This window comes from Candidatus Endomicrobium procryptotermitis, assembly GCA_031279415.1.
Taxonomy (GTDB): domain Bacteria; phylum Elusimicrobiota; class Endomicrobiia; order Endomicrobiales; family Endomicrobiaceae; genus Endomicrobium_B; species Endomicrobium_B procryptotermitis.
This window is the reverse complement of the sequence record JAITIP010000011.1, coordinates 1-15,541: the sequence shown is the minus strand read 5'-3', so window position 1 is coordinate 15,541 and position 15,541 is coordinate 1. Positions and strand designations below refer to the sequence as shown.

Annotated in this window: 11 protein-coding genes and 1 pseudogene; all 12 read right to left on the bottom strand. The window is 35.6% G+C overall.

The window, feature by feature from the left end; all coding sequences use genetic code 11:
* Positions 1 to 478 precede the first annotated feature (478 nt).
* On the bottom strand, positions 479 to 4,051 hold the full coding sequence (locus LBD46_01935) for an efflux RND transporter permease subunit (protein MDR2425935.1): 3,573 nt from the start codon (positions 4,049 to 4,051) through the stop codon (positions 479 to 481).
* 110 nt (positions 4,052 to 4,161) lie between these two features.
* Complete coding sequence (locus LBD46_01930) at positions 4,162 to 5,586, bottom strand: TolC family protein (GenBank protein ID MDR2425934.1); 1,425 nt, start codon at positions 5,584 to 5,586, stop codon at positions 4,162 to 4,164.
* A gap of 21 nt (positions 5,587 to 5,607) precedes the next feature.
* The gene (locus LBD46_01925; protein MDR2425933.1) at positions 5,608 to 6,195 is read right to left on the bottom strand and encodes a TetR/AcrR family transcriptional regulator; all 588 of its coding nucleotides are present in this window, start codon (positions 6,193 to 6,195) and stop codon (positions 5,608 to 5,610) included.
* Between the two features lie 558 nt (positions 6,196 to 6,753).
* On the bottom strand, positions 6,754 to 6,987 hold the full coding sequence (locus tag LBD46_01920; protein MDR2425932.1) for a hypothetical protein: 234 nt from the start codon (positions 6,985 to 6,987) through the stop codon (positions 6,754 to 6,756).
* A gap of 91 nt (positions 6,988 to 7,078) precedes the next feature.
* Positions 7,079 to 7,730: pseudogene (locus LBD46_01915) on the bottom strand (class I SAM-dependent methyltransferase).
* A gap of 28 nt (positions 7,731 to 7,758) precedes the next feature.
* Positions 7,759 to 9,111, bottom strand: coding sequence for a 23S rRNA (uracil(1939)-C(5))-methyltransferase RlmD (gene rlmD / locus LBD46_01910; protein MDR2425931.1), 1,353 nt, complete (start codon positions 9,109 to 9,111; stop codon positions 7,759 to 7,761).
* Positions 9,111 to 10,196, bottom strand: coding sequence for a response regulator (locus LBD46_01905; protein ID MDR2425930.1), 1,086 nt, complete (start codon positions 10,194 to 10,196; stop codon positions 9,111 to 9,113). The genes rlmD and LBD46_01905 overlap by 1 nt, the downstream gene beginning before the upstream one ends.
* 133 nt (positions 10,197 to 10,329) lie before the next feature.
* Positions 10,330 to 10,827: a YajQ family cyclic di-GMP-binding protein gene (locus tag LBD46_01900; GenBank protein ID MDR2425929.1), complete on the bottom strand. Its 498-nt coding sequence runs from the start codon at positions 10,825 to 10,827 to the stop codon at positions 10,330 to 10,332.
* A gap of 33 nt (positions 10,828 to 10,860) precedes the next feature.
* Positions 10,861 to 12,636: an ABC transporter ATP-binding protein/permease gene (locus LBD46_01895; protein MDR2425928.1), complete on the bottom strand. Its 1,776-nt coding sequence runs from the start codon at positions 12,634 to 12,636 to the stop codon at positions 10,861 to 10,863.
* A gap of 1 nt (position 12,637) precedes the next feature.
* Complete coding sequence (locus LBD46_01890) at positions 12,638 to 14,809, bottom strand: RNA-binding transcriptional accessory protein (protein ID MDR2425927.1); 2,172 nt, start codon at positions 14,807 to 14,809, stop codon at positions 12,638 to 12,640.
* Between the two features lie 119 nt (positions 14,810 to 14,928).
* A complete protein-coding gene (locus LBD46_01885; GenBank protein ID MDR2425926.1) occupies positions 14,929 to 15,078 on the bottom strand; it encodes a DUF5679 domain-containing protein in 150 nt (49 codons plus the stop codon).
* 259 nt (positions 15,079 to 15,337) lie between these two features.
* The coding region (locus LBD46_01880; GenBank protein MDR2425925.1) for a hypothetical protein at positions 15,338 to 15,541 on the bottom strand (204 nt) is incomplete at its 5' end.

Sequence of the window (15,541 nt, the reverse complement as noted above, 5' to 3'; positions counted from 1 at the left end):
TATAACAAAAAAAGCATCCTTAAATAATCTGTGAAGATTATTTTCTAGGACGCCTTTGCCCCAACCGTCAATTATCAATTTATCTGTATAAATGTACCATATTGCAAAAAAAAAGTCAAGAGAGCCGTTAAGGTCAAAATAGATATAATCTATAATCCTTTTTAAGATATAATAAAAGAGGTGATAGCAATGGACATTTCCAAAGAAACACAACGAAGACGAAAAATTTTGGAACAAGAAATGATACTTGTATTATATACAAGGCTTTGATTGATATTTTTCAACCCGGTATTTTAAGATATTCTTTAGCGTATTTGCCGAAAAATTAAAAAAATGACGGCAGATGTAGAACCTGAAAAATTGAAAGAGCATTTATTTATATTGTGTTTATAAATCCATTCCTTGTGCTAAGAACATTATAATGCAGAATTTAATTTTTTAAAGCGGACAGATATACAATTTTTCGATTTTGTCTCTGTTATGCTAAGCCTTTGTCTTTTAATTTTTCTTCCGTATAGTCTATCATCCTCTTTCTCGGACGGCTGAAAGTTTTTCTTAAAAAACGTCTGAATATTTCCATATATTCAAATATTGCGGGAACAATTATAAGCGTAAGTACCGTAGAGGCTATAATGCCTCCAATAACTACTATACCCATGCCTTTTCTGAACTGCCCAACTTCGGAAAGCCCTAGTGCCGTCGGCATCATTCCAGCGATAAGAGCAAACGAAGTCATTAGAATCGGACGAAGTCTTATGGAACCAGCTTTTATTATTGCATTGTCTATATCTACACCGGCGCGCATTTGCTGTTGTATGTAGTCAACAAGCAAAATTGAGTTTTTGGCGACTATGCCCAGAAGCATTATCATTCCTATCAACGTAAACATGTCTATCGGCTGTCCCGCAATAAGCAACGCTATAATTCCACCGATAATTCCTAGCGGCAGCGCCGTCATAATCGTAAAAGGCGTTATTACCGACTCGTATAAGCTAGCAAGAACCATAAATATAAACATCAGAGAAAGTAAAGCAGCAATTGCTATGCTTGACTGCATTGTGGCCATTTCTTCGGCATTTCCGGATTCTCTAATTTCTATATTTTTCCATTTCTGTGCATTTTTCGGATTGGCGTATTTTTCTTCATAAAAGATTTTAAAAGCTGCTTTTTGCACGGTACCTATGGCGCCGCCTTCCGAGAGATTTCCCTCAACTGAAACAAAACGTGTCCTGTCTTTTCTGAAAATCTGCGTCGGTCCTTCGGCTTCCTGCAACGCGGCCACATTTTTAAGCTTTATAAGCTTATTATTTATATTGTTAACATATATCGTACTAAAAGCTTTGCTTATATCTTTTTGATTTTCCTGTAGTCGCACGCGTATATCGTATTCAAGCCCGTTTTCCCTGTATTTTCCAGCAATCGCACCATCTATCATGGCACGGACTTCTGTGCCAATTATAACAGAATTCACTCCGAGCACTTCCATTTTAGACGCGTCCATCTGCAATCTTATTTCCGGTTTACCGGGTTTGTAATTTGTGGTGAGGTCTACCAAATGCGGAATGGATTTAAATCTTTCTATAAGAGTTTGCGCGGCTTCATATAAAATGTCTATATCGTCTCCGGTAAGTTCCATAATAAATTCGCTTTGGCTGCCACCAAGCAATTGTCTGGTGATGGCAATATCAAGCTCTTCGCCATATTTTTTATTCAGAACTTCTCTCAAATAATCTTTCATCTGCGAAGTAGAACGCATTCTTTTTTTAGACGGCTCTTTTTGTTTTTTCTTACTAAATAAAGAGAGAATTCTTTTTATTATTCCGCCTTTTGACGGATTATCTATCATTTTAACATAAATACTTGTTTTATTTGCCATAGACGAAAACATGTCCGCTGAGCCTACGGATGAAGAAATAAGTTCCACATCGGGGGCACTCATTATTATTTCTTCTATATCTCTTGCATATTTGTCCATTTGCTCTAAAGAAGTGCCGGGTTTTGACACAAGAGTAACGTTGAATTCCCCCCATTCCGAATTCGGCATAAATGTATTTTGAAGAGATTTTCCACCGACTATGGTAAAAACAAAAATTATCATTATTATCATAAGTGTCATGAATTTCCAGCTTATAGAAAAGCACAGCTTGTTTTTTTCAAAATTAAAAAAATTGATGAACGCAAAAACAAGAAATGCCGTAAGCGCAATAATAAAAAACACGACAGACGGAACATGCGCGATTTTTTTTGATATGCCAAAAATCAGTAAAAATACGGATAAAATAAAAAACAGAAATTTATATTTGATAATGTAAACGAAAACATTTTTTATTTTTTTGTTTAAATTAAATGTTTTGTGCAGCAAATCTTTTTTGACAATAAAAGAAATCAGCCCCGCATAACAAAATTCCACAAAGCCAAAAAGTTTATTAAACCATACCACTGTCAGCAATCTGAAAATATAAATCAGTCCGTTGCGAAATTTTTCGACGATTCCCAAAATTCCTGAACGCATTTTTGCTTTTGCCTTTGTCTCTTTATGTTGAGGAATTATGTAAGCGGAAAGCATAGGCGCTATTGTCAAGGCGTCAAGAACCGATATGAGCATTGCAAATACTACCGTCAATCCGAATTCTCTGAAAAACTGTCCCATAATACCGCTTAAAAAAGCCACCGGGAAAAATACAGCTATAACAGTACTGGTGGTAGCTATAACCGCCAAAGTAACTTCATTTGTGCCATCTATAGCAGCTTTTATTGAATTAGCCCCTTCTTCATAATGCCTGAATATATTTTCTCTGACAACTATGGCGTCATCTATCAAAAGCCCGACGGCAAGCGATAAAGACATAAGCGATATTACATTTAAACTGAATCCGAAAGCGTACATAAACACAAAAGCACCTATCAAACTGTTCGGCAGAGCAAGAGCAGTAATAAATGTCGAACGCCAACTGCCGAGAAAAAAGTACACAACAACAACCGCAAGAAAAATACCTTCAACTATGGTATCTTTTACGTCCGCAAGATTCCTTCTTACCCCCTGCGCAGTATCGGAAATAAGAGTTATCTTGGGATTTCCATTGAACTTTTGGTATTTGACATTTACTTCATCGATTTTATTTTTTACTCCATCTGAAATCGCGACATCATTGCCTTTTGCCTGCCTGTAAATATGCATTAATAAAGAGGGTTCATAAATTATATTTCCATTTTCATCTTTAAAATCTAGTCTGGCTCTTGAAATTTCATCTTTGACACCATCTTCGACGGTTGCCACATCTTTAACCGTAACCGGAACATCGTTGCCCACAAAACTGACGACGACATCATTTATCTTTTTCACGGAAGAAAACTCTCCCATTGTTCTGTAGGTTATTTCTTTTTCCCCTCTGTCCACTTTTCCGGCAGGAACATTAAGAGTGTTTGCTTTAATTCTAGAAGCAAGAGCTGTAAGAGTAAGCTCATGCTCTTTTAATTTTATTTTATCGGCATTTACATGTATTTCTCTTCTTGAACCACCGACGATCTGTATTTGCGAAACACCCGATACCTGCGAAAAATCTTTTGACACTACATCATATGCAAAATCATACAACTCTTTCGGAGACATCGTGTCTGATTTTAAACTTATCGTAACAAGCGGCATACTATCCATATCAGCTTTTAAAATTATCGGCTCTTCTATGTCTTCCGGCAAAGTCTGCCTTATCTGCCCAATTTTGTCTCTTATCTCCTGTGTTGCGATATCGGGATCTTTTGAAAGAACAAATTCTGCAAACACTATGGATAAACTATCCTGATTTATCGAAGTGAGATGCTTAAGTCCAGCAACACTGGACACAGCGTCTTCAACGGGTTTTGTTACCAGTTGTTCTATTTCGTTGACTCCAGCACCAGGATAGGTTATTATTGCAGCCACATAAGGAAAATCTACATCAGGAAACATTCTGACACTGAGCTTGCTAAGAGAAACCACTCCGAGTATCAGAACGGTCATAAGTATCGCCATTATAAAAGTTGGACGTTTAATTGAAAGTTTTGCTAAATTCATTTTTTCCCCTTATATAATTTTTTATAATATTTTTTATCGTTATATTTTCCCGAATGCAACCAAGACTTCTGATTACTTCAGGACAAAACAGACTGCACCACATTTTGGGTTTACTCTATATTAACACCGTAAAAAGCTTCTGCCTGCTCATATATGCTTATAAGTTCAATAATTGTCTGAAGCATTCCTAAGTACGAGTCATCGAGATCCTGTTCGCTTTGCAAAACAAGATAAGTCGTGCTTCTTCCTTTTTTCAAAAGATCCTGCTCCTCTGCATTTCTCTGTTGCTGAATATTTCTTATTTCCATAGCTAGAGCAAATCTAGATTTGGCATTGCTCCAGTTGTCTAACAACTGGAACCAATCATTGCTTTCTTGAAGTTTAGCGTTTTCTACGGCTTTTTCAGCCGCCGTCTGTGCCGCTTTGTATCCACTGATGATTGTCTTTCTTAAAGAAAAATCTAACGGAAGACTGTAACGGATACCTAACGAATATGAAGGCTTGTTCAGTTCTCCCAAATCAGAACTTGCCTTCGGAAAATCTTTGTTGACACCGTTTAATGCAAACTGACCGGTAAACACCAAATCTGCTCCCATTCCTTTTTCGGAAACTATCTGTGCCTGCGCCACGCTTATGACATCTTCCATAGCGGCCAGAACATCAGCTCTTAACCCTTTTTTCTCAAGCTTTTTATCTTTTTCAAAATTATTTCCAGAAGTTATAAAAGTTTCCACTTGATAACTTACTTTTGGATCGGAAACATTGATAAGTCTGTTAAAATCTCTTGAAGATTTTACTTCGGCTTCATAAGCAAGTTTCAAATTCAGTTCCCTTGTTTTGAAAGCGGCTTGGGATTGAAGCAAATCCGATTTTTCAGCCAAATCGAGATTATATCTCTTCTGATTCCAATCTAAAATTTTCCTCGTCCTGTCCAAAGAATATCTTCTGAAATCAATTACGGTTCTCGCATATGACAAATTCCAATACGCAAGCTTTGCGTTTAATAAAATATTCTGCTTTTTGTATTCCAAAAGATAAAGCGCCGATTTTGCGTTTGCCCTTGCTTGAGCTATGCTCGCTTTCGTAGCTCCGCCTTTCCAATCCTTTAACAAAGACTGCTCAAGCTTTATAAAAGGAGAAAGGTCGGTAACTTCATAATCCGAAGAAATTCTATTGTTATAATTGCCGTAGGAACCCTGTAAACCTATGGAAATATTTGTACCGGTTTCAAATTGTTTGTTTACACTTACATCAGTATTAAAACTCGTCATCCTCTCCATAGTCAAAATATCGGAAACAAGAGGTCTGCCGCTTTGATCATCGGCATAAGTCACTCCGGCGCTGAGAAAATAAGAATATGCTCTTTCGATTTCGGCTATTTTTCCTTTAATAGCATTTATATTCGCCTGAACGGATTGCAGCTCGCTGTTATTTTTGGAAACAATATCCAAATATTGCTGCATAGTTAACATTTCTCCATACACAGGAACAGCTGCAACAAAACTCAATAACAACAATAGCTTAACTTTTTTCATATTTAACATCTCCGTTTAATTTTATTTAAATTTTTCCATTATAAAATCAATCATTTTTTCAATATCCGCATAATAAGTTTTTTCATCGTCATAATCACAAAAATTATACTTTTTTGCATAACTGTGAACTGCCCCTGTTATTATGGCAATCAAAATATCGGTGTCAATATTTTTGTCTAAGTATCCATCATTTTTGCATTCATTAATAAGATTGGAATAAAATTTTATCCATGAAGAATACATTTCTTTTCCTATTTCAACGTAAAACTTGTCAAAAATATTCGTATCTTTAATTAAAGTTTCTATCATTCCATGTTTTTCTCTTATCATCTTTACGTTTATCAGCAAAACTTTTTTAAGTTTTTCCACCGAACTTGACAGCTTTTCAGATTGGACAATCCAAATCGCCGCCAAATCATTGTTCAGACTCCTCAAAATAGCTTTAATAAAATTTTCTTTTGACTTGAAATAATAATAAAACATACCGAGATTAATTTTACCGTCAAGACATATCTGTCTTATGCTCAAATTTGCAATTCCGTAGGAAATAATTTTTTCTTTTCCAAGTTCAATCAATTTTTTATTAAGATTTTGTGATGGTCTTACCATTATTATACTTCCTTCATTTAATTTAACATGTTATTTATACACATTTATAATAAATATGTCAAGGCTTTTTAGCCATATCAAAAAAATTTTTTACAATGCGTATAATAATTAAAACATATTATTTTTTCAATTATTTTTTATTTTGATAAAAAAGAAGAAACTTTTTTATAAAGTATTATAAAAATACAAGTCCAATCTCTACAACATATGGTGAAATAGAAGAAAACCCATTTTGCTAACCAAAAAGAGAGACTCAGAAGTAAAATTATAAAAATTTAATTTGTTCGACAAAGGGTTGAAGTTATGTGGAAGATCAAAAAAACAGATTCCTAATAGAAAAATCTGAAGACGGCTCAAAAGCGTTTACTTCCGATAAAAACGCTTTGATTGAATAAGACTAGTGGTTGAAATAGCAGTAACTGGTTCCAGATATGCGGTTTTTGCGGACATTACAGACGGATATCCGCTTTTAAAAACAGATGTCCGTCTGTAAATTTCCATATGCCGAAAAGATGTGGTTTTTGCACAAACGATTTGTTACGATATGTGTTAAAGTTATTATTCTGCCAAAGCAAGAACTTCTTTCAGTTTTGCCACTTCTTCTTTTGTCAAAGTAATGCCTTTTCCCATTTTTGTATGATCAGGTGACCAGTCGCGCAAATCGTATTTCGGATCTCGGTCATTCCATTTAATGACATTAAGCTCTTTTTTCCAGCCCTTGCTTCCTTCTGAAATTGTACCTACATTTTTTACAATTTCAAACTTGATTTCAGTTTTTGCTTTTACAGCCATACGTAATCCTCCTTTAATTATATCATTAGATAATAAGCGGCGCTTTAAAAGTGCTGCCTTCAAAACTGACACCTGCTAATTATCAATATTTTTATTTCTTTTTTCCAAAAAAACTGAACCCTTTTACTTTATTGCCGTTCATCGTATCATAAACGGTTTTTTCAAAAATAATTTTATCAAAAACTGAAAAAAGCCGCTTAACATATTCTTCGTCATGATGTCTTAACACGACACCGTCGGAAAGCTCAAATACGCCGTATAATGCATATTTTTCTTTGAAACGTTCATATCTTTCGCTGCTGTGCTTGCCTGTATTAATCAGAAAATCGTTTACATATACAATACCGACGGACTTAAGAACCCTGTTTATTTCAGTGATGAGTTTTTCCTGTTTACTTTCATTGATTATACATGTTAAAACGGCAAAAAGCAAAACAGAATCAAAGCTTTCGTCTGAAAAGCCAATTTTTTCATTTGTTTTTAATTTTGAAATCCGAATACGGACACAAGTTTTTTGACGATTCAATCATTTTCTCGGAAAAATCCGTTCCGAAAAGATTTTCATATCCGGCGTCATGCAGTTCACTTATCGTTCTGCCATAGCCGCAGCCGACATCAAGAATGCGAGCATCTTTAGCGGCAAACTTTTCAAAAAGGCCCGCATTGAAAGGCACAGTAAATTTTTTTATGCCAGCAGCCGAATTCCAGTATCGTTTGGAATTTATTTCGTCAAATAATTTCATTTTTATTTGCATTTGTTTTTAAAGATTCTTATATTTTTTCTAATGAAACAACGCTTTCCATATGATATGTCTGAGGGAACATATCTGTAGGAGTAATAATTTTTACGGCATATCTACCCGAAGCAGTCATTAAAGCCAAATCTCTGGCAAGCGTAGAAGGATTGCATGATACATAAATTATTTTTCTTGCCTGTGAGCCAAGCAGGAATTTTATGATGTCGTTTGTAAGTCCGCTTCTTGGCGGATCGACAATTATGGCGTCAAAAGCCAGATTGTTTTCTTTTACCCACTTCTCCACAGTCGAAGCAAAAAACTCGGCATTTACAGCATTATTGAGCAAAGCGTTTGTTTTTGCATTTTCTATCGCAGATGCCGACTGCTCGATTCCCGTTACTTTTTTTACTCTATGCGACATACATATGCCTATCGTTCCTGTACCGCAGTACAAATCCAGCAGAATATCCTCTTTCGATGGGCTGAGCTGGCGCAAAACTTCATTATAAAGCATTTCAGCGCCTTTTGAGTTCGTCTGAAAAAAAGAAAAAGGCGACACGTTAAAATAAAAATCGCGGTTTCCGACAGTCAATTTTTCGGTTATGTTTTCTTTTCCCAAAAGCAAAGTAAGTTTATCCAAAACGACTGCATCAGACCGGCTTGCATTTTGCGTCCAATAAACACTTTGAACGAAATCTCTGAGCTTTTTTACAAGCGGTTCGAAAAAAGCATGACTTCCTTCAAGAACATTTGTAACAATATTTATAAGCAGTTGATTGTTATTTTTAGCTTTTCTTAAAACCAGATGCCTGAAAAAACCTTCGTGAGTTTTATTATCGTATGCTGCAATTCCATTTTTATTAGCAAAATCTTTTACAATCTGCGCGGCTTTAATGAAATCTTTGTCAGCTATATAGCACGGCGGAATCGAAATGTACTTATTGAAACTTCCGCGGCAGTGAAGTCCCAAATCAGTAATGCCTTCTCCATTAAAAAAGCTGAATTCCATCTTATTTCTGTAGTTCCAGATTTCCGTACTTTGAAGGATTGAACCTATCTCAACTCCAAAAATGTTTAACAGTTCATCTATGTACCCTTTTTTATATTTTACCTGATTTTCATAATCCGTATTCTGAAAAGCACAGCCGCCACAGCTTCCAAAAGAAGAACATAAGGGTTCAATTCTTTCATCGGACTTTTGAACAATCCGTTTTATGACCCCTTCTCTAAAAGACTTTTTATCTTTAATTACAAGAACATCCGCGGTTTCACCCGGGAGAACCCCTTCGGCAAACAAAGCTATTCCATCTTCGCAACGGCATAAAGAACGGCCGGGAAAGATGATTTTTTCCGCCTTAACGCTGATAATTTTATTTTTCAATGACATTATTTTTGTTCTTGATTTGTTTCATGAAGACATTGGAGTGCTTTATTTTTCATTTCATTTAACGCGTTAACCGCCGGCTGAGGCATGTCTTTAAGAGAAGCAATATACTCCGCTTGTTCCGATATAAAAAGCGCCGTATCGCTAAATTTTGACTCCGGCGCTTTAGCCGTATCTTTCACTTTATCCAAATTTCTTAAAACTTGTTCAAGTTCCGCTATTTTAACTTCAAGTTTCTCGTATAATTTCGTATTAGCTATAGACTGAGCTATCCGTGCTGCAAGAACGCCGGCATTTTTTAAATCCGACTTTACATAAGAATACGCCGAGTTAGTTTTTGTTAAAAGCAAATATCCCATCATCTTATTAAGCATCATCGGGAAAGCTATAACAGATTTTATTTCCGTGTCCGACGTAAATATTCCGTCAAGGTTTTTCGGCACGGCACTAGTGTCAAAAAATATAGGTTCGGTTCTGTTTTCTCCGCAAAGTTTTGAAGCTAAAAGTTCAATTTCATTTTTCTGTGACGCATATCTGGAATAAGTCGAATACGCAGGATAGAGATGATTGTTATTATCCAAAAGGAAAATCGACGCATCCTGAGAATGCGTCACTTTTTTTACAAACGAAGTCATGATAGGAAATAAATCTTCAAGTTTAAGACTCGAAAAAACAGCGTTACTGCTTTCATAAAGCGCAACAAGCATTTTAAGTTCAGTTTTTTCCAGAGCTTTTTCGACAAGAGCCACAAGCTCATCCATATTAAAAGGCTTTTGCACAAAATCATACGCGCCGCATCTCATGGCGTCAAGTGCATTTTCTACAGCGGCGTAACCTGTTATTATTATTACTTCAGTTTCTAGAGCTTTTTCTTTTATGAATTTGAGGAGTTCAAGCCCGTCAAACCTTGGCATTTTCATTTCGGTGATTACTATGTCAATCTTTTTTGCCCGTAATTTTGCGGCGGCTTCTTCGCCGTTTATTACAGCGAAAACTTCATATCCCATTTTGCTAAATTCACTTATTAACAGATCTCTTATTCCCTGTTCGTCGTCAACAATAAGTATTCTTCCTTTTTGTACAGACATCGTTCCACCGTTGAATATTTATTTGGACACGAAAAGATTATAACAAAAATAATTACGCCTTTGCAAACCTCTTTTCCCATCTATTTTTGATTTTATTTAACTAAAACAAATATAAATATTTTACTTATTTTTTTTATCTGTAATTTGTAAACTGGAGCGGAAGAGAAAAATTTACCTGTTTCAAATACGCTATTACCTGCTGCAAATCATCTTTCTTAGAAGAAATAACCTTAACTTTTGAGCCGTCAATCTGTGTCTGTACTTTAAATTTTGAATCTTTTATGAGTTTTACAAGCTCTTTCGCTTTATCGGATGGAAGTCCCGAAATAATTTCGGCAACCTGCCTTATGTAACCTTCAAAAGCTTTTTCCTGCGCTCTATAATTCAGTGATTTTATAGACACGCCTCGTTTGGCAAAACGACCCTCAAGTATGTCTTTTAAAGCTTTCAACTTAAAATCATCGTCGGCAACAAGTGTTATTTTTTTATCGCTTTTGTTAAGCTCTATGGACGATTTACTGCCTTTAAAATCAAATCTTGCCGAAAGCTCTTTCTGTGCCTGATTTACGGCGTTTTCGACTTCCATCATATCGACTTCAGAAACAATGTCAAAAGAAAATTTATCCGCCATTTTATTCCTCCCATAACAACTGAATTTAAAATCTTAACTTTTAAATTGAATCTGATACAATTGTCTGTACACACCTTCTTCCATAGCCATAAGTTCTTCATGCGTTCCCTGTTCAACAATTTTGCCATTATCTAAAACAAGTATTTTATCGGCATATTGCACCGTAGAAAGCCTGTGAGCTATGACAAATATGGTTTTATCTTTCATTAAATTGTCAAAAGCCTTTTGAAGTTCTTTTTCGGATTTGTTGTCTAAAGCGCTTGTGGCTTCATCCAAAATGACTATCGGCGCGTCTTTTAAAATCGCTCTTGCGACTGCAACGCGTTGTTTTTGTCCACCGGACAAAATTATTCCTCTCTCTCCTATGACAGTGTCCAGACCACCCTCAAAGCCAGCTACAACTTCATCAAGACATGCCATTTTTACAGCTTCTAAAAGTTCTTTTTCGCTTGCATCGGGTTTTCCAATCATTATATTTTCGCGTATCGTTCCAGAAAATAAAAAATTATCCTGAAAAACTATCGCTATATGAGATCTCAAAGAATGCAGCGCTATTTTCCATAGTTTAATTCCATCGATTATTATATTTCCAGATTTCGTATTATAAAGTCTTAAAAGAAGATTTACTAAAGTTGTCTTGCCTCCTCCGGAGTTTCCTACCAGAGCTACGGTTTCTCCTTTTTTCACAGTAAAACTTATACCGTTTAATACGGTTTTGAAATTATCATAACTGAAAGAAACTTTATCAAATATTATCTCCTTGTTAAATCCTTTAAGTTCAATAGGATGTTCTTCTGTATCTCTCACGATCGGTCTTATGTTAAGTATTTTAAATATGCGGTCCATAGCCATAAAAGAGCCTTGTATGCTTACAAACTGCTGCCCTATGGACTTAACCGGAGTGTAAAGCATGAGAAGAGCTGCCAGAAATGAAACAAAATTCCCGCTTGTTATCATATCGTTTACAACCAGATATGTGCCGAAAAAAACTACTCCTGCAACACCGAAAGAAGAAATTATATGCATTACTGGAGAAAGCCATGCCGTATTTTTAAGCAAAGCCATTTTTAAATTGAACGATTTACCGAGGAGTCCATCAAAATCATTCATTTTCATGCTCTGCAAATTATAAGACGTTATAGTCCTATTTCCCATAAACGCTTCATTATATACAGTAATCAAATCACTTTCTACCGATACCGATTTCTCAAATACCATTTTCATTCTTTTCTTAACAAAATACAAAGGAAGAAAAGCGCATCCAAGCACAAATATCGATATAATGGTAAGATGCCATGAATTGTAAAGCAAAACAGCCACGAGCGATACTATTGAAACAACTCTAGTAACTATAGTTTTTATGTTATTGATAAGTCCGTTGCTTGCGGTTTCCGCATCTTTGGAAAATCTAAAAAAAACATTGCCAGAAGAAGTTTTATCAAAAAATGACGGCGACAACGAAAGAAGTTTGTCAAATAATAGCCTTTTAATATTGATAGTTATTTTGTTTGCGGTCCATCCACTAACATAAACGGCGAGAAAATTAAAAATGCCCTGAACAATCGTAAAACCTACGATTACAAAAGGTACGTATATAAAATTTGACGGTTCTTTTGCAACCATCACATTGTCCATATAAGGTTTAAGAAACATCGCAATAAGCGCATCAAGCGCTCCGACGGGAACAGTAAGCAGCAAGCCAAGTATTACCTTAGGGAAAATAGGCTTTACAAAAGGCCACATTCCTTTCAATTTTAAGATAAGCTTGTTTTTAGATCTTAATTGCTTTATTTTTTTATATATTCTCATATTATATTTGACGCACAACCTCTAAGCTTATTCTTTTTAATTCCGTATCTACTTTCAGAACTTTTACTTTTACTGTATCGCCTACTGAAACAACTTCATGCGGATTGGTTATAAATCTGCTGCTGAGCTTTGAAATATGCACCAAACCGTCCTGATGAACGCCTATATCCACAAAAGCTCCAAAATTTGTCACGTTCGTCACCGTGCCGTTTAAAACCATGTTTTCCTGAATATCTTCCAGAGTATTTATTTCCGAACTAAACTCAGCTGTCAAAAAATCTCTTCTGGGGTCAACGCCAGGCTTTTTTAATTCATGCATAATGTCGTTTAACGTAAGAAGTCCAGTATTTTCGGTAATATATTTTTTCGGATCAATCTGATTTATCAAATTTTCGTTTCCTATAAGTCCTTCAATGTCAACACCTAAATCAAGAGCCATTTTTTCAACTGCCACATAACTTTCCGGATGAACTCCAGAATTATCCAGAGGATTGAGCCCGTTCTGAATTCTTAAAAAACCCGCGCATTGAACAAAAGTTTTTTCTCCAAGCCCAATTACTTTCAAAAGTTCTTTTTTATCTTTAAAAGAACCGTTTTTTGTTCTGTAACCGACTATATTTTTTGCGGCAAGTTTGCTTAAACCAGAAACATATGACAAAAGTTCTACTGAAGCGGAGTTCAAATTCGCACCTACAAAGTTAACCGCAGATTCAACTGTTCCATCCAGCTGCTTTTTAAGCTTCCCCTGATTGACATCATGCTGGTATTGACCAACACCGATTGATTTCGGATCTATTTTTACAAGTTCGGCAAGCGGATCCTGAAGCCTTCGCGCGATGCTTATTGCACCTCTTACGGTAACATCAAGATTGGGGAATTCGTCTGTCGCCAAAGGCGAAGCGGAATACACGGAAGCACCCGCTTCGCTTACAACTATAACTTTCGGCATAATTTTAAAAGTATGTTTTTTTAATACGTTGTTAATAAACGTTACGGTTTCCTTTGAAGCTGTACCGTTGCCAACTGATATAAGTTCGACATAATATTCTTCTATAAGATCAACTACTATATCCTCGGCTTCCTGAATTCTTGAAGCAGGCTCATGTGGAAATATAGCATGATATTCTTTAAAATTACCATTTTCATCTATAACGGCTATTTTGCAGCCGGTTCTGAAACCAGGATCTATGCCCATGATAACTTTATGTCCGGCCGGTGGAGCAAGTAGAAGATTTTTAGCGTTCTTCGCAAACACATCAATGGCATCTTTGTCAGCTTCTTCCATTTTTGCAAGAAATATTTCGACTTGCAATGAAGGGTATAAATGCCTGTTATAAGACGTTTTTACAGCGGTAAAAAGTTCGGGATAAAATAAAGACTTGTTTCCCTTGTTATTAACGAGTTTTGAAAGTATCAAATCCACTGCCGCTTCATCGTCTAAATCTATTTTCCACGACAAAATTTTTTCTTTTGCTCCGCGCCTTATCGCAAGAAGCCTGTGTCCTGCAGCATTTTTAACAGGTTCGCTATAATCGTAATACATGTCATACTTAGTTTTTATATTTTTGGCAGCTTTTACAGCTTTAGAACGGACATTGCCGTTTACTATCATAAAATTTCTTAAAATTTCTCTTATTGCAGCATTATCGGAAATCCGTTCGGCAATAATGTCTATCGACCCGGTAACAGCCTTTTCTATAGTGTCTATTCCTTTTTCAGCATTTAAATAAGGTTTTATTATCTCTTCCCTATTTTCTTTCATGCTGAGTTTTTGTTCCATAATTTCATTTGCAAGAGGTTCAAGTCCCGCGGCTTTTGCTATTGTGGCTTTAGTCCGGAGTTTCGGTTTGTAAGGCAGGTATATATCTTCAAGCTTTGTTTTTTCTTTACAGTCTTCAATCTGCCTTTTAAGCTCTGGAGTCATTTTTTTCTGCTCTTCAATACTGTTTAATATTGTCTCTTTTCTTGTTTCAAGTTCTATATAATATTGAAGCTTATCATTAATATCTCTGATATTTACTTCGTCAAAATTGCCCGTTTTTTCCTTTCTGTAACGCGATATGAAAGGAACGGTATCTCCTTCGCTAAGCATTATTACTGTATTTTTTACTCCGCTTTCCTGCAGTCCGAGATCCGAAGTTATCCAGTTGATTATTTTGTCCCCGCTGCTCATTCATAACTCCAAGATATATTATAATTAAATTCTGACAACTACTTTATACGCCAAAAAGAACAGAGTTAACCTTTAATCCGCTTGTTTAGCTTATTTATAAGGTTAACCCCGTAGATTTGCTACTTATTTTTGCCAACAATTCTATAGACCTTTGTTGCGCATATGGGACATACACCCGTAACCGCTTTCATACCATTTTTTGTTACGGTATCTTTGGCATCTTTAACTTCAACCTGTTTTTTGCATTTCATACATCTTGCTTCTGCCATAATTCCCCTCCCCTTGAAGATAGACGTCTTAATATTTTTTAAGACATAACAGTTATTTATACTCTTTTTTACTGTGTTTGTAAAGACTTTGTAGAATAAACAAAGTTCAAATTGCTAATGCAGTAGTGGAATTAAAAACCTCCTTAAGATGTAAAATAATTTAGACATTTTCTAGGTCTGTTGTTAAGCCAATCTTCTATCTGAGCAATTTAAACATCATTTCTATTATCAAAATTAGTGTGTTTAGAAAAGAAACATATTATAAGCCCATTAGTATTTTCAACAAGCACTCCACTTTTCCAAAACTTGCTCCTCCCCCGTAATCATAACTTCTTCTTTCATCTTTATCTTTTATTTCTATATATTCAAATTCTTTTGTGTTCAATGTCATGTTGCCTTTGTCGTTGCTTACTATCACTTTCCCTTGTTCGTTGTATTTGATGTCCGCATTCGCTATCACTGC

Bases quoted from the DNA above. Each gene is read 5' to 3' on its own strand.
- LBD46_01935 (MDR2425935.1), bottom strand. From the start codon at position 4,051: ATGAATTTAGCAAAACTTTCAATTAAACGTCCAACTTTTATAATGGCG.
- LBD46_01930 (MDR2425934.1), bottom strand. From the start codon at position 5,586: ATGAAAAAAGTTAAGCTATTGTTGTTATTGAGTTTTGTTGCAGCTGTT.
- LBD46_01925 (MDR2425933.1), bottom strand. From the start codon at position 6,195: ATGGTAAGACCATCACAAAATCTTAATAAAAAATTGATTGAACTTGGA.
- LBD46_01920 (MDR2425932.1), bottom strand. From the start codon at position 6,987: ATGGCTGTAAAAGCAAAAACTGAAATCAAGTTTGAAATTGTAAAAAAT.
- rlmD (MDR2425931.1), bottom strand. From the start codon at position 9,111: ATGTCATTGAAAAATAAAATTATCAGCGTTAAGGCGGAAAAAATCATC.
- LBD46_01905 (MDR2425930.1), bottom strand. From the start codon at position 10,196: ATGTCTGTACAAAAAGGAAGAATACTTATTGTTGACGACGAACAGGGA.
- LBD46_01900 (MDR2425929.1), bottom strand. From the start codon at position 10,827: ATGGCGGATAAATTTTCTTTTGACATTGTTTCTGAAGTCGATATGATG.
- LBD46_01895 (MDR2425928.1), bottom strand. From the start codon at position 12,636: ATGAGAATATATAAAAAAATAAAGCAATTAAGATCTAAAAACAAGCTT.
- LBD46_01890 (MDR2425927.1), bottom strand. From the start codon at position 14,809: ATGAGCAGCGGGGACAAAATAATCAACTGGATAACTTCGGATCTCGGA.
- LBD46_01885 (MDR2425926.1), bottom strand. From the start codon at position 15,078: ATGGCAGAAGCAAGATGTATGAAATGCAAAAAACAGGTTGAAGTTAAA.